Here is a 20,290-nt window from a genome sequence, read left to right as displayed (position 1 = left end):
TTAGTTCTTCTTAATAATAGTTAAAAGGGGGTCTACACCCGCATTTACGTGCGTGTGTGAATAATGAAAAGTGCCTAAGTTATGGCCATTTAATAGCACTAAGCTGGCCAGTAAGGGCGATTTAAGTTCGCGTAAATCAAAGTAGGCTAAGCGCTGCCCTTTGCTTATTTTGCTGCCATTTAGCTGTGCAATATGTGTGTGTGTAATAGGCTGCAGCGCCGGTAGTGACAAGTTAATGAGAACCTTTAGACCGTTATTTGCTTGGAGAATAAATTCACATCCTGCATTTTTAACCTGCACTAAAGTGCCATCAAAGGGCGCTAAAATCTTATGATTACTTAGTGCAACCAACATAGTTGGCCCAAGGGTAGAAAATTTAAAAAAGGGCTCAGGGTGTTGGTTTAAATCAATGACTTTGCCGCTAAAGGGGCTGGTAATTTTTAATGCGCTGGCGGGGAGCTTATTTTGCGCTAAAAACTCGATAGAGGCTGCTCTCATTTATTGATCTACTACTAAATTGTAGCCATCTTTTTTAAGTGCAGTGATGGCTTGCTGCGCAGTGTGTTTTTTTACCAAAATATAATCTGTGTCGTAGGTTGAGATAGAAAAAATAGAAATATTAGCCTTTGCAAGCACGCCAGATATATTGGCCATAATCCCCGTTAAAGAAAACCCCAACGGGCCAACCACTTCAAGTGCTTGCCAATCAGGCTCTGTATCTAAACACTCAATAGCAAAATGACTAGGGCAAACAATAGAAAGCTCATCGTGAGTTTTAGAAATAAAAAATAGGGGTAATTTTAATAGCGCTACAGGAATGTCTGCATCCACTTCTAAACTATGAATTGACAACAGCGTGCTGTGTAATTGTAATGTTTGTTTTGACATTAATAACCTGCAAACAGCGTATAGAGTCAGTTAATAGTATAGATTATTGGCTTTAAATTAAAGGTGTAACAGCCACTAAAATAAAGGCTGTGTGACTGTGGGTAATAAGGATTTAAAACTTACCCACAATTTCTGTGGATAAGTATGGGAATTGGTAGGTATAAATAGCCTAACTAACTAATTAATAAGTAAATATTAGCTAGGCTATAAAAAGCACTAGTTTGATTTAGGCGTTTTCGAGCGCTTCAACTTGAGCTGCTTGAATAGCCGTAAGTGCAATGGTGTACACTATGTCATCGACTAATGCGCCACGGCTTAAATCGTTAACGGGCTTTCGCATACCTTGTAGCATAGGCCCTATGCTGATTAAATCGGCACTACGTTGTACGGCTTTGTAGGTTGTGTTACCGGTATTAAGGTCTGGGAAAATAAATACCGTAGCTTTACCGGCTACTGGGCTATTTGGTGCTTTTTTAAGAGCAACATTTTCCATAATCGCAGCGTCGTATTGCAATGGCCCATCAATAATTAAATCAGGACGTTTTTGTTGAGCAATTTGCGTGGCTTCACGCACTTTTTCAACATCGGCGCCAGAGCCAGAAGTACCTGTGCTGTAGCTTATCATGGCAACACGTGGCTCTATGCCAAACGCAGCTGCAGAGTCGGCTGACTGAATAGCGATATCTGCTAATTGTTCTGCATTAGGATCAGGGTTAATTGCACAGTCGCCATATACCAGTACTTGGTCGGGCAGCAGCATAAAAAACACAGACGATACAAGTGATGACCCTGGTGCGGTTTTAATTAGCTGCAGCGGTGGGCGAATTGTATTAGCTGTTGTGTTAACAGCGCCAGATACTAAGCCATCGACTTTACCTTGCTCAAGCATCATAGTGCCCAGTACAACATTATCTTGTAATTGCTCTTGTGCTACGACTTCTGTTAAGCCTTTGCTTTTACGAATTTCGACCATAGGTGCAACATAGTCATTAATCACCGATTTTGGTTCAACAATACTTACATGTTCGTTAAGCTCAATACCTTGTTGCTCGGCAATACGCATTATTTCATCGCGATCGCCAAGTAATACTGTTTTTGCAATACCACGTTGTCCACAAATAGCCGCGGCTTTAATAGTACGCGGCTCATTTCCTTCAGGAAGCACCACTGTTTTAGCCGCTTTACGGGCTTTATCTGTAAGTAAGTAACGAAACGCAGGAGGAGAGAGCTTACGTGTTTTGCCAACATTTTTTGCAAGCGTATCGAGCCAATCAGAATCGATATATTCTGCGTTGTGATCTTTTACTTTTTCAATACGTTGGTCATCATCGCTTGGTACTTCCATATTAAAATTATGCAGTAGTAATGATGTACGCCAAGTATCAGCCTCTGTGGCTAAAATAGGCAAGCCTGTTTGCATTGCTTGTTCACACAGCGCCATTATACGCGGCTCTGGTTCAAAGCCACCGGTAAGCAAAATAGCACCAATTTTAGTGCCGTTCATGGCCGACAAACACGCAGCGACCAAAATATCTGAACGATCGCCTGGGGTGACTAATAATGCGCCCGGTGTAAAGTGGTTCAAAATGTTTGATACAGTACGCGCACAAAACGTAATACGGCGTAAGCGACGGTGTAGCATGTCGCCTTCGTTAATTATGGTGGCTTTTAAATACGCGCTTAAATCTTTAACGCGCGGCGCAACTAAATCAAAGTCCCATGGGATGGCGCCTAACAGCATAAATGGGTTTTTTCTAAAAATAGGTAAAGAAGCTAAACGGTTTAATTCGTTATCAAGCTCTTCTGCTTTGTATGAATCGACCAAATCAGCGCGGGCGCGGCCTTCTTCATCAAGCGGGGCATTCACTTTGTTAAAAATACAGCCTAAAACACGCGGGTGATCAATGCCACCATAATACCCAGCAGCAATTTCTAAACGGTCTTCAATTTGCGTAATGGTGTAATTACCAGGGGTTAATACAAATACAATATCGGCACCCAGAGTTTGGGCTATTTCGCGGTTTACACGCCCAGCATAAGGTTGGCGGCGAGTAGGCACCATACCTTCAATAATAGCTACCTCGTCATCGTTAATTTTACTTTCAAAGCGCTCTACTATTTCTTCAAGTAAATCATCGCCTTTACCATCGCCAATCATTTGCTCTGCATAGCTTAATGCAAAGGGAGTTGGTGGGGTAATTGATGAGCCTTGCATAATAATTTGAGTTGATTTTTCAGGGCCTGTTTCACCCGTACGTGGCTGGGCAATTGGCTTGAAAAAGTTAACTTTCACGGTTTTTTGCTCAAGCGCACGCACTAACCCGACAGAAACAGATGTTAAACCAACACCCGTAGAAACCGGAATTAACATAATACGACGTGCCATAATTAAAGCTCCTTCACAATGTTAGCGGCATCAAGGGCTATTACCCATTCTTCATTAGTTGGCATTACAACCGCCTTGGTTGTCGCGTTGTCAGAGCTAATAATGCCTTCATTACCAAATCGCGCATCTAAGTTGGCTTGTTTATCGCAATCTAAGCCTAAAAACGTTAGTTGTGTGATTACTTTTTCGCGGATAATATCTGAGTTTTCGCCTATACCACCGGTAAAAATAAGCGCATCTAACTGCTGTAATGGCACCATGTAGGCGGCAATTTGTTTAGCAAGGCGGTAGCAAAAAATGTCAAGTGCAAGGGCGGCTTTTTCATGGCCAGCTACAGCGGCTTCTTCTATGGTTCTGCAGTCGTTAGACAGTTCACTAATACCTAACAAACCACTTTCTTTATTCAGTAAGTTGTCGATTTGTTTTGCATCATAATTAAGTTGTGTTGTTAAAAAGTTAAATAAACCAGGGTCGATATCACCGCTGCGGGTGCCCATTACTAACCCAGCAAGCGGGGTTAAGCCCATGCTAGTATCTACACTTTTACCGCCTTTAATTGCACACACAGAACAACCATTACCTAAATGCGCACTAATAAAATTGCTTTGCTCAACAGGCTTATTAATTAATTTAGCGGTTTGGCCTGCTACATAATAGTGGCTTGTGCCGTGCATACCGTAACGGCGAACACCGTGCTCTGTGTATAGCTTGTAAGGGAGTGCATATAAGTAGGCTACTTTATCCATGGTTTGATGAAATGCAGTGTCAAAAACAGCAACCTGTGGCAAACCAGCAAACGAAGCCTGCGCTGATGAAATACCCAGTAAGTTTGCATGGCCATGTAAAGGGGCAAGGCTTGAAGCATCTGAAATACCCGCAATGACTTTTTCATCCACTAATGCAGATTGAGTAAAGTGCTCACCACCGTGTACAACACGATGGCCTACGGCAATTAAATGCTCATCTAAGTGGTGATCTTTAATTAGGCTCACAAGCGTATTAATTGCTTCACCATGCGCTTGATTAGCAGCTAAGGTGATAACGGTTTTATCACCTTGGTATTTATATTTAATAGATGGATTTTCTGAACCTAGGCGTTCAGCTAAGCCCGAAATAATTTCATGCCCGTTATCAGCATCAATAATGGCAAATTTTAAACTCGAACTACCACAGTTTAATACTAAAACGTGTTGTGATTTAGAGGGCGTAGTTGGCATAGATACAGTTTCCATAAACAATAAATTTAGTAAGTGTACGTTAAGATATGAACAATACACTTAAGGTGCAAATTAAAGGTAAACTTAGCCACCATATAGGTGATAAAAAAGCGACTAAAGTCTAATTTATAAGATGAGTATTTTAACCCAGTTAATAAATTTAGTTTAGTGTTTAGTTGCTTATATATACTAAAACAATAACTTTTACTGCTAAAGTGTGAAGCTATTTATTTGTGTTACACTTACAGGCAGTGGCAAGCAGGCGCTACGGGTATAAAAGTTTAGATGTGAGGAGTCATGATGCAAAAAAGTGTGATGTCACAATTACAAACGGGTAGGGCATATGCAAAAAAATGGCCTATGCGTAAAGAGTTAGCACCGTTGTTTAACGAATTTAAAGTAATTAAGGCAACCGAGCTGGCAATTACTGTAATGCCAATATTAGCCATGCTTACGTTATTTTTTCAGCTTAACTATTTAGGCCCCGATTTTTTACCGCAAGCGATTGCCAGTGCATTGTTTTTTTTATCGTTGCCGTTGCAAGGCTTGTTTTGGTTAGGTAAGCGAGCCGAAACACCATTAGAACCGAGCATGCAAAAATGGTACAACGAGTTATATACCAAAATGGTGGCAAATGGCTACCAAGCCCAAATAAGCGAAAACAAGCCCCGTTATATGGAACTTGCACACTTATTAAAAGACATGTTTGATAAAATGGATAAAGCGTTTACTAAAGAGCAATTTTAGAGCGCGTTTATCTATAAGTGTATGAGCAGAGCGCACGCTTTGCTCCATTTATTTATAACACTCCCTCTGGCATATGAGCTTACTCAATATAGCCTGTCAGTAATTTCTTCACAAACACTCGTTATTAAAATATCAATCGGCTTTACTAAACTCGGTAATGTAAAATGATAGGGTGACGCTTTGGGCGCCTTTTTCTTCAAGAGTTTGCCAATGTTCAGGTCTAAATTTCCACGCAAATGGTGTCATCATTATTAAATTTTTAATATCTGAAAAATTAAGCGTAACCTGCTCTGTAATGAGCTTTTGATCTGCTTTTATAAAGCCGCTTGGCGTGTCAATTTCAGTGTGTTTTGCTACATCTGCATAAATATATTCTTTAAGCTCTTTTAAATGCCACGGCCCTGGGCTTGCAACTACTAATGTGGCATTTGGCGCTGCTAAACGCGCCAGCTCTTGCTCAAACAAAGGCGCAAAAACACTCAGTAATACGTCAGCAGAGCCTGACTTAAAAGGCGCCTGGCTAATTGATGCAACGCTAAAATGACATTGTGGGTATCGCTTTGCTGCATATTTTACGGCTGATTTAGAAATATCGACGCCGTATACCTGCGCCTCTATTTTATCGGCAATGGCATGAGTATAAAACCCTTCGCCGCAGCCTAAATCTATTAGCACGTTTGGTTTGCGCTCACTAATTATATTACTTAATGCGCGCTGTAAAAATGCGTAAAAGCCTTGCTCTAAAAAAGCACGCCTTGCTTGTACCATTTCGAGCGAATCACCCGGTTGCTTTGAGTTTTTGTGTTGCACCGGTAATAAATTTACATAGCCTTCTTTGGCAAAGTCGAAGGTGTGATTATTGTCACATCGAAGTGATGAACTATGTTTTAAAAGTGCGTGGTTACATAAAGGGCATTGGTATTGCAGACTCATGAGTCTAGGTAGTCCTTATCATAAAAAGTTTTGACCCAGTGTGGCCGATAAGTGATCAAAAGCGTAATGGCCATACCGTTGAGCATTGCCTCAGGAAACCAAATGATAGCACTTAGGTATACGTAATTATCTGCCAATTCTTGCCAATTATATTGCCCTATAAGCAAATAAAATAAAGCCCCTAAGCTTATTTTTAGACATGCAATAAAGCCTGCCAATATAAAAGAGCACACAAAAATATAAACAAAAAAGTGACGCGGTAAATACTGATAACTCATTATAAAGCCAAGGTAGCTTAATAATGTAGGAATAAATGCACCAAACAGTATTTGCATGGGTAAAAGATTAAGATCAATGTTTGCAAAAGCTGCCAATAGGGCACTGGCCAGTAGGCTACTTAAAATAGCAAGGCGCCACCCTAAAATTAGCGTTGCGGCAGTTACACCTAAAATGTGTAAATCAAGACCGCTTAAAATACCCGCTTTAATTTGCCATAACATGGCAAACACTAACGCACACGCAAGTACCCCTATTTGCCGTGCAGGCGTTTTATAAAGTGCTTTATAGGTATTTTTTTCTACGCTTATAAAGGTAATAATTAAAACAAGGGCCCAAAGTAGCCCTTGCATTTTAAGCGTTAACATAGCAATTATTTAAAGGTTGACCAAATTGGCGCATGGTCAGAGGGCTTTTCTATGCCGCGTAATTCGTAATCTATGCCGGTATCAATACAGCGCTCGGCAAGGGCGTGGGTAGCAAGTACAACATCAATGCGTAGGCCACGATTATCTACAAACCCTTTAGAGCGATAATCAAACCACGAGTATTTATCGCTTGTATCAGGGTTTTGCTCTCTGAAGGTGTCTTTAAAGCCCCAATTTAATAATTTAGCAAGCCATTCGCGCTCCTCTGGTTGAAACGAGCACTTACCTGTTTTAAGCCAGCGTTTAGCGTTTACTTCACCAATACCAATATCTAAATCGGTAGGCGAAATATTGATATCGCCCATAACTATAACATCTTCATCGGGCGTGTGGTTTGTTTCTAAATGGGTCATTAAATCTTTGTAAAACTGGCGCTTATAAGGGAATTTTGTTTCGTGATTTATATTATCGCCTTGTGGGAAATAACCATTCATTACTGTTAGGTCGCGGCCATTTTCTTGCTCAACTGTCACACTTATCATGCGTTTTTGTGCTTCTTCAGTGTCGCTGGCAAAACCTTTTAAGACCGATTTAGGCTCATTTTTGCATAACATTGCCACACCGTAGTGCGCTTTTTGACCATGAAAATAAACGTGGTAACCCATTTTTTGTACGTCCTCGAGAGGGAACGCCTCATCATGAACTTTAATTTCTTGCAAACCAATAATGTCTGGCTGGTGTTTATCTATAATTGCTTGTAACTGGTGTAAGCGAGCTCGCAGACCATTGATATTGAAAGAAATAACCTTCATAAAATTTACCTTTAATTAGACTCTGTTTTTATAACTAAATTGTATCAGTAAATAAGCCTACATAACATGATCGAAATGAGAAAATAGCTGCGCAAATGTTGATCAATTGGTGCGTAAAGTTTAAACATTGTAAATGCTTTATTAATTATTTAAATAAATAAAAAATTCAATTGATATCGTAATTATTGAATATATAATGCGCAAAAATTACTTGTTTAGTCGTTCAAATAGGATCTCTCTCATGAAAACACAATTACTTTTAGCTACTGCTTTATTAGCCTCTGCGTCTGTATCAGCAAAAAGCAACACTTACTTTAGCCAAGATAATAAACTTGAATCTAAATTATGTGTATTAAGTGCAAATGAAGGCTTTAGCGCAGCGCGTAAAGAAGCAGCACAACACGGTGTATACTTATCGCGTTTTTCTAAAAGTGTTTTATGTAATGGTCAAGATATTCGCGACATTGCTAAAAAAGTAACGTCTAACCAAGCTGCTGAATCAAAAGTTGAAGTGTTTGCAAAAGATGCACACCAAGAAACACAGTTATGTATCACAGCGTTAAAGCAAGGCCTTGCGCCTGTTCGCCAAAAAATTGGTAACTTAAACTCATTAAAGTGTAACGGACAAAACGTAACTGAATTTGTAAAGCGTTACCAAAACGCAGCAATCTAATTGCGCGGTAACATGTAGATTAAAATAATGCCCAGTTTGTACTGGGTATTTTTTTGCAAAAATTACAAGGTATGCAGCAATCATTGCAAAGCTAAGTAATTGATTAATGTATATAAAATAAGCTAAATACACGTAACTTATTGATTGTTGGCGGCTTGTGCACTTTGGCATTGGACTTGTATTAGTTAAAGTGACATTTACTAACTACAAGGATACGTCTTATGAAAAAGTTAACACTCGCAACAACTATTTTAGCTTCGTTAAGTTTAGCCGCTTGTGCCTCAAACCAAGGCCTTGAAAAAATCGATAGCGATTTTGCAAGTTTAGATAACGACAGTGATGGTTATATTTCAAAAGTAGAAGCAGATGACGATAGCATCTGGGGCCACTTTTCAAATATTGATACCAATATGGATAACGAGATCAGTCGTAAAGAATTTAACACTTACATGCAGTTAAATACCGGTAAGGTAGCGACTGACAGCGAAGTAAGTGAGTCGGCATTTAAAGCTAAAATAGCTAAATTTGATAAAATCGAAAATGATTTTAGAAGTTTAGATAACGACAAAAATGGTTACATCTCAGTAGAAGAAGCTGACGATGATGATATTTCAAACCATTTTGGTTACATGGATGGCAACAATGATAAGCGCATCAGTAAAGGTGAGTTTAAAGGCTACATTAGCAAATACGGTAAGGCCGTTGCTGAAGATGATGCACTAAAGCATTATAAAAACAGCTAATATTAGCTAAATACGCTACACATAAGAGCCAGCATTAATTGCTGGCTTTTTTGTGCATTTAATTTGTTTTAAAAGCAGATATATTTTCCCCCTTTTGCGATGTTCTGTCATAATAGATGGCTACGTATTTTAAAGGGCAAAGCAAAATATTATGGCGGGTCGTCGAATTAGTGATGAACAATTAATTGAGATCATTGAAGCGGCTATATTTGTCGCAGACAAACCTGTTAGCAAACGCCACTTAAAAGATACTGTATTGGCTGATTTAGCTATTTCAATGTCACGAATTAACACTGCAATAGACGCTATACATACCCACTATCAAACACGTGGCATTAAGCTAGTTGAAGTAGGCAGTGGCTATCGCTTTCAAGCGTGTAGTAGTTTAAGCCCTTGGCTTAGTAATTTATGGCAAGAACGGGCACCTAAGTACTCTCGCGCACTACTAGAAACATTGTCGTTAATTGCCTACAGGCAACCAATAACGCGTGGTGAAATAGAGCAAGTACGAGGTGTAACAACCGGATCAGCAATTATTAAAACCCTCCTTGAGCGAGAGTGGGTTAAAGTAGTAGGGCATAAAGAAGTACCTGGTAAACCAGCGCTTTATGCAACAACAAAATTATTTTTAGATTATTTTTCGTTAACCGGTTTAGATGAACTCCCTGCATTGCCAGCGCAACAGGAAAGTAAAATAAACCAGTTATTAAGTGATCCTTCTGTGAGAGAACCATCCGAATGAGTATTCAAGGTGAAAAGTTACAAAAAGTCCTAGCCCGTGCAGGGGTAGGCTCACGACGTGAAATGGAAAAATACATTGATGCAAACCGCGTTAGTGTTAATGGTAAAGTGGCTAAATTAGGTGACCGTGTTGAGGAAACAGACTTAATACGTGTTGATGGCCACAGCGTAAAAATTGAAGAAAAAGCCGACCGTATTTGTCGTGTAATTATGTACAACAAGCCAGAAGGGGAGTTAAGTACACGTAAAGACCCAGAAGGACGTCGTACTGTTTTTGACCGTTTACCACGCATAGACGGTGAGCGTTGGATTGCTGTTGGTCGTCTAGATATTAACACGGCAGGTTTAATGTTATTTACCAACGATGGTGAGTTAGCTAACCGCTTAATGCACCCAAGTTATGAAGTTGAGCGTGAATATTCAGCCCGTGTATTTGGTGAAGTGACCAATGAAACCATTAAAAACCTAACGCGTGGCGTAGAGCTTGAAGATGGTCCGGCTAAATTTTTAACGGTTAAATCACTGGGTGGCGAAGGCATTAACCGTTGGTACAATGTAACGCTAAACGAAGGGCGTAATCGCGAAGTTCGCCGCTTATGGCAATCGCAGGATGTAGAAGTATCGCGACTTATTCGTATTCGTTACGGAAAATTAGAGCTAGATAAGCGCCTTCCTCAAGGTGGCTGGGCTGAACTTGATTTAGAAACCGTTAACTATTTACGCAAAACCGTTAAATTAGGCCGCGAAACACAAACTAAACTGTCGGTTATGCCTGAAAAACGCAAAGACAAGCGTGCTAAAATTAACCAAATTCGTAAAGCGGTTAAAAAGCATAACCAACGTGTTAAGCAAACTAAGCGTAAGTAATACTAACCCGCAATAATACTTAATCATTTTGCGGGGCTAAACGTGTCGCTACCTAGGTAAAAAAATGCTCATTTAGCACAGCTAAATTGTGAATTTTTTGCCTAGCGATCAACACGTTTTTCTAGCCTTAAAATAGATAATTTAATTAAGCTAATTGGTATAATTACCAAAAATTACCGACAAAAAAGCCGCAATGTATGCGGCTTTTTTTATAATTAAAAATGTAGTTTATTTTTTTTGTTGCGCATCGAGAGATTCACCGTTTACATCACTCGAGTCATCACTCATTAAATATAAATACGTTGGCATTAAATCTTCTGGGGTAGCAAGCTTATCGCGATCCTCCCCTGGATACGCTGATGCACGCATAGAGGTACGCGTTGCGCCAGGGTTTATACAATTTACACGGATATTGGTTTTACCTACTTCGCAGGCCCATGTTTGCATCATGCCTTCAACTGCAAATTTAGATATTGCATAAGGCCCCCAAAATTCGCGCCCTTTACGGCCAACGCTTGATGAAGTGAAAACAATAGAGGCATTCTCTGATTTACGCAGCACAGGGAATAGCGCTTTGGTGATCATTGCTTGCGCAGTAACATTCACTTTCATGATGTTTTCAAACGTAGAAGAGCAAAAGTACTCAAGTGGCCCTAGCGACCCTAAAATACCGGCATTATTTAATAAGCCGTCTAATCGGCCAAATTGACTTTCGATTGTAGCTGCTAAATCACGGTAGTTTTGTTTTGTCGCGCCTTTTAAGTCCATTGGCACAATAGCAGGCTGAGGGTAACCAGCATTGACAATCTCATCGTAAACGCATTCGAGCTTATTTGTTGTTTTACCAAGTAAAATAACTGTCGCGCCATGCTTTGCGTAGGTAATTGCTGCTACGCGGCCAATACCATCGCCGGCACCTGTAATTAAAATTACTTTATTTTGAAGTGCATTTGGAGTTGCTTGATAAGTTTGCATATAAATACCAATTTATAAAATTTTTTTGATTTTAACATAGCAAATCGTCAAGTAATCGAATTTATTGAAAATTTAGGTGGCGGAATTATAAACTTTACGTTAAGTTTAACTGGTCTAATGTCTCATTAATAAACTGATTACATTGTTTTAACTTTACTACACTGATTAAACACACTTACTTTGAACGAACACACTATAAAAATAAAGATATGTGCGGAGCCAACAATATGAAAAAAATGCTACTCTCACTCTCGGTTACAGCTGCGTTAGCAGGTTGTGGCGGCGGAGAAACATTAGAAGATGTTAAAAACGATACTGCAACCATAATACCTAATGCCACGGTGACCTTTGACCCTGCAAATGGGGTTTTATCTGTCCCTAACGATTTATTAATGAGCGGCACTCAAGACGGCACAATTAATATTCCAGGTGAATTAGACGATGATAACGTCTCTGTGCCTCGCACTGCTTATGCAGATCCGCAATTAGCGCTAGGTGCGTTAGATGGCTGGTCATCGCAAGTGCCTTACAAAATTGATTTAACTTTCCCTACAGGCGTATCGCTTGATGAAACCTCTGCAGCGTCGCCTGGTACAGTAAGAATTTTTGAAGTGGTTATGGGCGCAAGCTTAACTGACGCAGAATGTGCTGTTGTTACAGCTGGTTCAGCGTGTAAATTGGTAGGTGAATTAACCTACGGCGTAGACTTTATTTCTCAAGCCTCTGGCGATGCAGTTGCTATTATCCCATTAAAACCTTTCACACCAGGAAGTTCATACATAAATGTATTAACCACTGGATTAAAAGACTCTCAAGGGCGTTCTATTCAGCCTTCTTCTACTTACGCTTCTGTAAGTGAAGAAGCTCCATTGATTACTGATGCTCAGCTTGGTCTTCAAGCGGCAGTAAATAGCTATGAGAATGTGGTTGTAAGCTCAGGTGATATTACAAAAGATGATATTATATTTTCTGCTGCTATGACCATTCAATCAGCAGGCCCTGTGCTTGGCACAATTAAAAACTTACTGGCAGCTAGCTTACAAAATGATGCATTACCAACACCAATGGTAAGTGTACCTGAACAAGCAATGGTAAATGTGCAGCAAGTATTTGCAGCTGCGGGTGTTAGCGTATCGGATGCGTTCTCTGGTGTGCAATATTTAAAAGGTAGCGTTATGTTACCTATGTATTTAGGCACCCCAACAGGCACTGAAATAAGTGATTTAAATGATACATATTGGCAAGGTATGTGTGACAACGCGGTAGCTGTTTTAGGTTACAAATCTGCAGCAGGCGAGGCTTTCCCTGCAGAGCCAATTAGCGATAATGATGGGCTTTGTGCTGCGTTAAGTGACGGACAGTTGCGTGATTTAGGTTTAGACACTACGCGCCATTTAACTAAGTATAACTCTATTCCTAAAGTGCAAAGCATGGCGAATGTGCCAGTGCAAATAACCAAACCTATTTTACCGGTTATTAATTTTATTCGTGATTCACAAGGTCTTGATCCAATTGAAATGCCAGAAACTGGCTGGCCAGTTGTTATTATGCAACACGGTATAACAACAGACAAAGAAAGCATGTTGGCATTAACTGCACAACTTTCAATTCAAGGTTTTGCCACAGCGGCGATTGACCATCCTCGCCATGGTGAGCGTGGTGTAGATGTTGATGCTGATGGGACAGATGACTTTAATGCAACGACGGGTTCAGTACTAAGTTACATGAACTTAAACTCGTTGTTAGTGGCTCGTGATAGCTTGCGTCAATCATCAGCAGATTTATTAGGCTTACGCTTAGGTTTAAACTTTATTAATGATGCGACGATTAACGCACAAGATGTAACCTATGTAGGGCATTCTTTAGGCTCTATTGTTGCACCTGCATTTATAGCTCAGGCTAATACTCCGCTTGCAGATACAGTTGACCCATTATTTAAGGTAAACACGGTAGCACTTGCCAGTGGCGGTGGCGGTATAGCAAGCTTTTTACTTGAATCGGCTGCGTTTGGGCCATTTATTCAAGGCTCTGTATTATCGCAAGCTGGTACAGCAGAGTCGCAAGAGTTTAACGAGTTTCTACAAGCGGATGCTATTTCAAACTGTGGTACATTATTACCAGATATGGAAGCGTTTTTAACTTGTGGCTATCAGGCGTATGTAACCTCACTTACTACGGCAGGGGAAACTACAAAACTTGCTAACATCCAAGCGGTAATGACCGAGTTTGCTTTTGCAGCGCAAACCGCACTTGATAGCGGAGACCCAACAAACTATGCAGCAGCGGTAAATGCATTAGGTACACCTGTATACACTAATGTAGTTGTAGGCGATGGCGCAGATAACAAACCAGACCAAGTAATTCCGCCAGCGGCAGCAAATAACCCTATATCGGGCACAATTCCGTTAGCAACATTAATGGGGCTTGAAACAGTAAGCACTTCACAAGCACTAAGTGAAACCCCGGCGAGTTATTTGGTGAAATTTACAAAAGGGCACCATGGCTCAATTTTAACGCCAGCACAAGACGACGCCCAAGCGGCAACTGTTGAGGGCAGTGCAGCAGCAAACGCTGAAATGCAGCTCCAAGTAGCTACTTATTTAGCTGCACGCGGGCGTATGTTATTAGTCAGTAACCCAGAGGTTGTGACTGATTAATCAGCAAATACCTTATTAACCTTGAAAAGCCACTGTTTAGTGGCTTTTTTTTGTTATAAAGCATGATAAATTAGCTTAAATTTATAAATGGAGAGACCAGTTGGAATTTTTATACGAATACGGTTTGTTTTTTGCTAAAACGGTTACCTTTGTTATTGCTATTGCAATTATTTTAACCCTTATTGTGGGTTCAGCAGTAAAGCCTAAAGCTAAAAAAGGAGCCATAGAAATAGACGATTTGTCTGAGCAACTAGATGACTTAAAACACAGCTTTTTAGAAAATACTTTAACTAAAAAAGAGTTAAAGGCGCATCATAAAGCGCAAAAAGTCGAGTCTAAAAAAGCGGCAAATGATGAGCCGAAACCACGCCTATATGTTATTGATTTTATAGGTAGTATGGACGCTCATGAAGTTGAAAGCCTACGCGAAGAAGTGACCGCAATTATTGCCATTGCTAATCCTGAGAAAGATAAAGTATTAGTTCGCTTAGAAAGTGGGGGCGGCGTGGTGCATGGCTATGGTTTAGCTGCATCGCAATTACAGCGTTTTAAAACTGCAGGTATTAAGCTTTCGGTTTCTATTGATAAAGTAGCAGCGAGTGGCGGTTACATGATGGCCTGTGTGGCCGATGAAATATTAGCGGCTCCTTTTGCTATTGTTGGCTCTATTGGTGTAATTGCACAAATACCTAACTTTAATAAAATTTTAAAGAAAAACGATGTAGAGTTTGAGCAAATTACCGCAGGCGAATTTAAACGTACGTTAACCTTGTTCGGCGAAAACACAGATAAAGCCCGCGAAAAGTTTCGCGATGAAATAGAGCAAACACATGGTTTGTTTAAAGAGTTTGTAAGTAGCCAACGGCCAACACTTAATATTGATAATGTGGCAACGGGTGAGCATTGGTTTGCAACACAAGCAATTGAAAAGGGCTTAGTTGATGTAATTAAAACCAGTGATGATGCGTTATTAGAGCAACAAGCTGAGCGTCAAATATACAAAGTAAAATACAAAATTAAGAAAGGATTAAGTGATAAGTTAGCAATTGGGCTAAGTAGCTCTGTAAATAAAGCAGGCGTTAATTTAATGTCGCGTTTTAAAGCAATGAACCCATAAAACGTTATTAAAGGTAATAAAAACCCTTGCATAGCAAGGGTTTTTTTATGGGCTTAAATAATTACTCAGTAGATTTGTGGTAATCTTCTAAGTCTTTAGCTGCGTTCGGGTCGTTAAATATTGTTTCATCTAATTGACCTTCTGACTTAGCAACCACACAAGTTACCATACAGTCACCCGTTATATTAACGGCTGTGCGCGTCATATCGAGTAATCTGTCAACACCAATAATAATTGCAATCCCTTCTACTGGTAAACCTACTTGGTTAAGTACCATTGCAAGCATGATTAAACCCACACCAGGCACGCCCGCAGTGCCTACCGAGGCAAGCGTTGCGGTTAGAATAACCATTAAGTAATCAGAAATCGTTAAATCAACAGCAAACACTTGTGCAATAAATACTGTTGCCACGCCTTGCATAATGGCTGTGCCATCCATGTTAATGGTAGCGCCTAGCGGAATAGTAAAAGAGGCAACCGAGTTATTAGCGCCGAGTTTTTTGGTCGCAGTTTCAAGTGTAATAGGCATAGTTGCGCTTGAGCTTGAAGTGCTAAAACCAAATAAACACGCATGTTTCATTTTAGCTAAAAAGGTAAGCGGGTTAAGGCCTGTTAATACTTTTAAAATAATACTGTAATTAATAAACGCGTGAATTAATAACGCCGCCACTACTACAAGGAAGTACTTAGCTAGGCTGAGTATTAATCCCATTTCGATAGTGGTAAAAAGTTTAGCCATTAAAAAGAACACACCGTAAGGCGCAATGTTCATTAGTAGCGTTACTAGTTTTAAAATAACCGTGTTTAAATCTTCAAATACTGCGGCTACGCGTTTACCTGCTTTGCCACTTAGCGCCATTGATACACCAAATAAAAGCGCAAACACAATAACTTGCAGCATGTTCCCTTTAGCCATTGCTTCGAATGGGTTAGTAGGGAACATATCGATAATCACTCGCGCTAAGGTAGGGGCTTCTTTAGCATTAAAGCTTGCATCTGATGGCAGTGCAATGCCTTGACCTGGGTTAAATAATAACGCTAGTGAAATAGCTACGGTAATTGCCACGGCAGTTGTAACTAAATATAAGCCAATTGATTTACCACCTAAACGGCCTAATTTTTTAGGATCGCTCAAGCTACACGTACCACATACAAGCGATACAAATACCAGCGGAACAACCAACATTTTTAAGCTGGCAATAAAAATTTGTCCGCCAACATGGAAAAGGCCATCTACAAAAAAAGCTTTAATTGGCAAAGAGAATAACCCAAGAGGAATTAGATAATCGTCTTCACCAGCTAATATAGCCTGAAATAAAAAGCCTACTGCAATACCCAGTGCCATGCCAATCATGATACGGGTAGTTAAACTCATTGAACGTATTTTAGACATATTCCCTAATCTATTTTTTCAAATTTGCCATAGACTACCAGCAAGGAAATATTTACTACAGAAAAAAATAGCCTTTGCGGAATTATTTACATAAAAAAGTGACAAAAAACTGTGATATTAGACTAAGTTATAGGTTAATATTAGGTAAACAACTATTAGTAAATAATAACAACGCTAGGGAGAGGTCCATGCCTTTAACGCGACTACTCAGCATTACACTATTTAGCATTTTGCTTTGCGCTTGTGGTGGTGGTGGAACAATCGAAAAAGACGGCACCATCGGAGATGATGGCGATTCTACTACAGAAACATCCACTTACACGGTAACTTTAAAAGGTTACTTACAATCTAGTGACACTGAGTCAAACACGGTCACAGCGGCTGCTCCTTTAGAGCTTAGAGCTACTTTAGAAGATGAAGATGGCGATGCAGTGTCAGGTGAGCGTATTACTTTTACCCTTGCTGACTCAATTGGTGAACTAAACCCTATAGCAGGTACAGCGTTAACCCAATCAGATGGTATAGCGATACTGGAACTTACCGCGGGTGAAAATGCAGGAGCTGGTGAAGTAACAGCAACCTATACAGTAGATGGCGAAAGTTACACCGATACGTTTGCATTTGAGTCGGATGGCGCACAATCAACAGATCCACAATTGAGTGTAACGCTTGTTGATTCATCTGGGGCTACGACTCGAAGTGTTGATTATTTAAACCCTGTTACCGCGCAGGTTGAACTATTAATTGATAATGAACCCGCTGCTTACCAATTAATTGAGTTTGTACTTACTGGTTTAGGGAGTATAAATCCTACAAATGGTACAGCTTTAACAAACGAACAAGGCATTGCAACAATTAGCTTGCTTGCAGGGACTGAAGCTGGGGCTGGCTCTATTGTGGCCACCTACACCGATAACGAAAATACTGTTTATAGCTCTGAAGGTTATACATTTACAACTGAAGGGGATGCGCCCATTCAAGGTGAATCATTAGACTTTTCTATCGGTTTAAGCCTTACCTCTTCAACGACGTTATCAGAAATTAGCACAATCAGCGCCGCAGATAGCGCAGTTGTTAAAGCAACTATTCTTGACGGAGATGGCGTTGAAGTTGAAGGGGCAGTTGTAAACTTCTCATCAACTTTAGGTAACTTAATCCCAAGTATTGGTACTGCACTAACGAATGAAAGTGGTGTTGCATCAATTAACTTAACTTCGGGTACTGTAGAAGGTGCAGGCGTTATAACAGCCCAGTACGAAGGTGTTGAGCAAACGCTGGGTTTTTATACAAAAGGTGATGCTGTAAATCCAGACCAAAGTACTGCAGATATTAGTTTTTCAATCCTAGAAAATTGTCCAGCAGACTTTAAATCTCAAAGAGATGCAAGCCAGTGTGATCTAGTAACTAGTATCTCAGGTGATTCAACGGCGATTCTTTATATCGAAGTGACTAACGAGAATTCGACAACTCCTCTTACGCAGACCCTAGTAACAGCGAGTACAACAATTGGCTCAATTACACCTTCAACTGGCACGGCTATTACCGATGCAAATGGTATCGCACTTTTAGATATAGTTCCTGGTCAAGATGTAGGCGCCGGTGAAATTACTGTGTCAGTGCTCGATAGCGATTTAACTAAGGCATTTCAAATTGCTGCTGTAGATGTTGAAATTGCTATTAGCAGCTCGGTTGCAGACGATGAACTATTAGCTGCAGGTGCAACAGCACTTATCTCAATTGAAATCTCAAAAGACGGTGAGCTATATACCACACCACTTACTGTTGAATTTTCATCTGGTTGTGTTGGCTCTGGCCAAGCACTTATAGACGAAACAGTAACCAGCATTGGCGGCTTTGCACGCTCTACATACCGTCCGCTTACTTGTGTGGGTGGGGATATAATTACGGCTACCGTGATCACCGGTGGCGATACGGTTTCTGCTAGTACCACTATAAATGTATCACCTGCCAATATTGGCTTTTTACAATTTGTAGAAGTGACTGAACCAGTAATTGCATTAAAAGGTACGGGTGGTGCTGACAGAACTGAAATCTCTGAAGTAACATTTAAACTTGTGGATTCAAATGGCAATGATTTAGCTTCAAGAACGGTTAACTTTGAGCTGTCAACGGCAGTCGGTGGTATAACGTTAGGCACAGCCAGTGCAATTACTAATGCCAGCGGTGAAGTGACTACCTCAGTTCAATCAGGTTCAATTGCTACGCCTGTGCGTGTTATCGCATCTAGCGAAGAAGACGTAGATGGCGACACGGTTATTGTAACCGCCCCTTCAGATATTCTTGTAATTAGTACTGGCATTGCGGATCAAAATAGCTTTTCGCTATCGCGTTCTATATTTAACCCTCATGCGTTAAATGTTGATGGTAATACGGTATCGGTTAATGCTCGCCTAGCTGATCACTTTAACAACCCTGTGCCAGATGGAACAGCTGTTAGCTTTATCACAGAAGGGGGCGTAATAGAGCCAAGTTGTACAACAACCAATGGTACGTGTAGCGTAACGTGGACCAGCAGTAACCCACGCCCGTTTACTGACTCTATGTATGAAAATACCATTACGCAAAAGTGTGATGGTGGCTTACCATGCCCATTAGGAATTTTAAATAATGACTTAACGGTAGATTTACCGTTAGGTGGACGTGCCACTGTACATGCTTATGCAATTGGTGAAGAAACGTTCTCTGATTTAAATGGCAACGGCTACTTTGACAGTGAAGACTTTTTTGATGATTTATTTGATATTCCGGAAGCCTTTATCGATAACAATGAAGATGGCACCTATGGCGGTAAAGATTGTAATGATGGAACCGACCCATGTTCACGCGATAACTCAACCGGTGATGAGTTTGAAGAATTTGTTGATTTTGATGGCAATGGTACATGGACCACAGAAAATGGCCTATACAACGGCTTACTGTGTCGTGAAGAAGACGAAGCCGCAGGTATTTGTAGTCGTCAAATGGTTAACGTATTTCAAAACCAAGAAATCGTAATGTCGGGTGATACTGCATACTTTAGGCTAGTTACATACGCGGATGATTGTTCTGCTATCGCGGGTGCAACCGCTTCAGAGGTACGTGTAAACAGCGACCCTGCAAGTCCACTTGTTCGCCGTGTGCAAAACGATCCCACTAGCGCAATAATGTGTCAGGTTGATGCAATAGATTTAACTCAAACTGCATCAGGCACTGCTAGCCTAGGGCTTACGGTATTTATAGCAGATATATATAACAACCCAATGCCTGCTGAAACAACCATCTCTATTGACACAGACAATGGTATTTTAACAGGTAGTGATAATTACACTTACCCTAATACAACAAGTATTGTGCCTGTTGGTTTATCATTTGGTATTACGCGTGAAGACTTAGATGGAGGAAATGAGCAGTTTAGTGGTATTTTAACCGTTACTGCCGAAGCGCCTTCAGGGTTGGAAAGTACGCTTTCTGTTAGCGTAACCGACGATTTATAATCG

General features: G+C 40.4%; 17 protein-coding genes. 8 read left to right on the top strand and 9 right to left on the bottom strand.

Annotation, left to right across the window (positions count from 1 at the left end):
* The 4 genes from SJY38_RS07525 to SJY38_RS07510 form a co-directional block, all read right to left on the bottom strand.
* A complete protein-coding gene (locus tag SJY38_RS07525; RefSeq protein WP_248442542.1) occupies positions 1-498 on the bottom strand; it encodes a PTS glucose transporter subunit IIA in 498 nt (165 codons plus the stop codon).
* A complete protein-coding gene (locus SJY38_RS07520; RefSeq protein WP_029772079.1) occupies positions 499-888 on the bottom strand; it encodes an ACT domain-containing protein in 390 nt (129 codons plus the stop codon).
* Positions 889-1,114: 226 nt separating this feature from the next.
* Positions 1,115-3,274, bottom strand: a complete 2,160-nt coding sequence (gene pta, locus SJY38_RS07515; RefSeq protein ID WP_004587777.1) for a phosphate acetyltransferase — start codon at positions 3,272-3,274, stop codon at positions 1,115-1,117.
* Between the two features lie 2 nt (positions 3,275-3,276).
* On the bottom strand, positions 3,277-4,491 hold the full coding sequence (locus SJY38_RS07510; RefSeq protein ID WP_377109518.1) for an acetate kinase: 1,215 nt from the start codon (positions 4,489-4,491) through the stop codon (positions 3,277-3,279).
* A gap of 300 nt (positions 4,492-4,791) precedes the next feature.
* Between SJY38_RS07510 and yfbV the strand changes: the two genes are divergently transcribed.
* Positions 4,792-5,238, top strand: coding sequence for a terminus macrodomain insulation protein YfbV (gene yfbV / locus SJY38_RS07505; protein ID WP_024034026.1), 447 nt, complete (start codon positions 4,792-4,794; stop codon positions 5,236-5,238).
* Between the two features lie 132 nt (positions 5,239-5,370).
* Here yfbV and SJY38_RS07500 read toward each other — a convergent pair whose 3' ends face one another.
* From SJY38_RS07500 to xthA, 3 genes are read right to left on the bottom strand one after another with little or no spacing between them, the layout of a single operon-like run.
* Positions 5,371-6,171, bottom strand: a complete 801-nt coding sequence (locus SJY38_RS07500; RefSeq protein WP_377109517.1) for a putative RNA methyltransferase — start codon at positions 6,169-6,171, stop codon at positions 5,371-5,373.
* Positions 6,168-6,815, bottom strand: a complete 648-nt coding sequence (locus SJY38_RS07495; protein ID WP_024034028.1) for an energy-coupling factor ABC transporter permease — start codon at positions 6,813-6,815, stop codon at positions 6,168-6,170. Before SJY38_RS07495 ends, SJY38_RS07500 begins: the two co-directional genes overlap by 4 nt.
* A gap of 5 nt (positions 6,816-6,820) precedes the next feature.
* Positions 6,821-7,627 carry an exodeoxyribonuclease III gene (xthA, locus tag SJY38_RS07490; protein ID WP_096041844.1) on the bottom strand — a complete coding sequence of 269 codons (807 nt, stop codon included), beginning with the start codon at positions 7,625-7,627 and terminating at the stop codon, positions 6,821-6,823.
* Positions 7,628-7,868: 241 nt separating this feature from the next.
* Here xthA and SJY38_RS07485 point away from each other — a divergent pair, with 241 nt between their 5' ends.
* From SJY38_RS07485 to rluB, 4 genes are all read left to right on the top strand, one after another.
* A complete protein-coding gene (locus SJY38_RS07485) occupies positions 7,869-8,300 on the top strand; it encodes a hypothetical protein (protein ID WP_004587783.1) in 432 nt (143 codons plus the stop codon).
* Between the two features lie 221 nt (positions 8,301-8,521).
* On the top strand, positions 8,522-9,043 hold the full coding sequence (locus tag SJY38_RS07480; protein WP_004587784.1) for an EF-hand domain-containing protein: 522 nt from the start codon (positions 8,522-8,524) through the stop codon (positions 9,041-9,043).
* A 151-nt stretch (positions 9,044-9,194) separates the two neighbouring features.
* Positions 9,195-9,785: an SMC-Scp complex subunit ScpB gene (gene scpB / locus SJY38_RS07475; protein ID WP_024034031.1), complete on the top strand. Its 591-nt coding sequence runs from the start codon at positions 9,195-9,197 to the stop codon at positions 9,783-9,785.
* Complete coding sequence (gene rluB, locus SJY38_RS07470) at positions 9,782-10,651, top strand: 23S rRNA pseudouridine(2605) synthase RluB (RefSeq protein ID WP_004587786.1); 870 nt, start codon at positions 9,782-9,784, stop codon at positions 10,649-10,651. The genes scpB and rluB overlap by 4 nt, the downstream gene beginning before the upstream one ends.
* Positions 10,652-10,879: 228 nt before the next feature.
* On the opposite strand, the gene SJY38_RS07465 is transcribed toward rluB, so the two are convergent.
* On the bottom strand, positions 10,880-11,626 hold the full coding sequence (locus tag SJY38_RS07465) for a YciK family oxidoreductase (protein ID WP_377109516.1): 747 nt from the start codon (positions 11,624-11,626) through the stop codon (positions 10,880-10,882).
* Between the two features lie 227 nt (positions 11,627-11,853).
* Here SJY38_RS07465 and SJY38_RS07460 point away from each other — a divergent pair, with 227 nt between their 5' ends.
* Together SJY38_RS07460 and sohB are read left to right on the top strand one after the other, a co-directional pair.
* Positions 11,854-14,283 (top strand): VolA/Pla-1 family phospholipase, encoded by a 2,430-nt coding sequence (locus tag SJY38_RS07460; RefSeq protein ID WP_377109515.1) that lies wholly within the window; start codon positions 11,854-11,856, stop codon positions 14,281-14,283.
* A gap of 100 nt (positions 14,284-14,383) precedes the next feature.
* Positions 14,384-15,400, top strand: a complete 1,017-nt coding sequence (gene sohB / locus SJY38_RS07455) for a protease SohB (RefSeq protein WP_029772521.1) — start codon at positions 14,384-14,386, stop codon at positions 15,398-15,400.
* A gap of 61 nt (positions 15,401-15,461) precedes the next feature.
* Here sohB and SJY38_RS07450 read toward each other — a convergent pair whose 3' ends face one another.
* A complete protein-coding gene (locus SJY38_RS07450; RefSeq protein WP_004587790.1) occupies positions 15,462-16,793 on the bottom strand; it encodes a dicarboxylate/amino acid:cation symporter in 1,332 nt (443 codons plus the stop codon).
* A 188-nt stretch (positions 16,794-16,981) separates the two neighbouring features.
* Between SJY38_RS07450 and SJY38_RS07445 the strand changes: the two genes are divergently transcribed.
* Positions 16,982-20,287, top strand: a complete 3,306-nt coding sequence (locus SJY38_RS07445; RefSeq protein ID WP_377109514.1) for an Ig-like domain-containing protein — start codon at positions 16,982-16,984, stop codon at positions 20,285-20,287.
* Positions 20,288-20,290 lie beyond the last annotated feature (3 nt).

This window comes from Pseudoalteromonas sp. R86517 (genome assembly GCF_042466295.1).
Taxonomy (GTDB): domain Bacteria; phylum Pseudomonadota; class Gammaproteobacteria; order Enterobacterales; family Alteromonadaceae; genus Pseudoalteromonas; species Pseudoalteromonas atlantica.
Note: the sequence above shows the minus strand (reverse complement) of the source record. Positions and strands in the feature narration are given on the sequence as shown.

Bases quoted from the DNA above. Each gene is read 5' to 3' on its own strand.
- SJY38_RS07525 (WP_248442542.1), bottom strand. From the start codon at position 498: ATGAGAGCAGCCTCTATCGAGTTTTTAGCGCAAAATAAGCTCCCCGCC.
- yfbV (WP_024034026.1), top strand. From the start codon at position 4,792: ATGCAAAAAAGTGTGATGTCACAATTACAAACGGGTAGGGCATATGCA.
- SJY38_RS07500 (WP_377109517.1), bottom strand. From the start codon at position 6,171: ATGAGTCTGCAATACCAATGCCCTTTATGTAACCACGCACTTTTAAAA.
- SJY38_RS07480 (WP_004587784.1), top strand. From the start codon at position 8,522: ATGAAAAAGTTAACACTCGCAACAACTATTTTAGCTTCGTTAAGTTTA.
- xthA (WP_096041844.1), bottom strand. From the start codon at position 7,627: ATGAAGGTTATTTCTTTCAATATCAATGGTCTGCGAGCTCGCTTACAC.
- SJY38_RS07465 (WP_377109516.1), bottom strand. From the start codon at position 11,626: ATGCAAACTTATCAAGCAACTCCAAATGCACTTCAAAATAAAGTAATT.
- pta (WP_004587777.1), bottom strand. From the start codon at position 3,274: ATGGCACGTCGTATTATGTTAATTCCGGTTTCTACGGGTGTTGGTTTA.
- SJY38_RS07450 (WP_004587790.1), bottom strand. From the start codon at position 16,793: ATGTCTAAAATACGTTCAATGAGTTTAACTACCCGTATCATGATTGGC.
- scpB (WP_024034031.1), top strand. From the start codon at position 9,195: ATGGCGGGTCGTCGAATTAGTGATGAACAATTAATTGAGATCATTGAA.
- rluB (WP_004587786.1), top strand. From the start codon at position 9,782: ATGAGTATTCAAGGTGAAAAGTTACAAAAAGTCCTAGCCCGTGCAGGG.
- SJY38_RS07520 (WP_029772079.1), bottom strand. From the start codon at position 888: ATGTCAAAACAAACATTACAATTACACAGCACGCTGTTGTCAATTCAT.
- SJY38_RS07495 (WP_024034028.1), bottom strand. From the start codon at position 6,815: ATGTTAACGCTTAAAATGCAAGGGCTACTTTGGGCCCTTGTTTTAATT.
- SJY38_RS07445 (WP_377109514.1), top strand. From the start codon at position 16,982: ATGCCTTTAACGCGACTACTCAGCATTACACTATTTAGCATTTTGCTT.
- SJY38_RS07460 (WP_377109515.1), top strand. From the start codon at position 11,854: ATGAAAAAAATGCTACTCTCACTCTCGGTTACAGCTGCGTTAGCAGGT.
- SJY38_RS07485 (WP_004587783.1), top strand. From the start codon at position 7,869: ATGAAAACACAATTACTTTTAGCTACTGCTTTATTAGCCTCTGCGTCT.
- SJY38_RS07510 (WP_377109518.1), bottom strand. From the start codon at position 4,491: ATGCCAACTACGCCCTCTAAATCACAACACGTTTTAGTATTAAACTGT.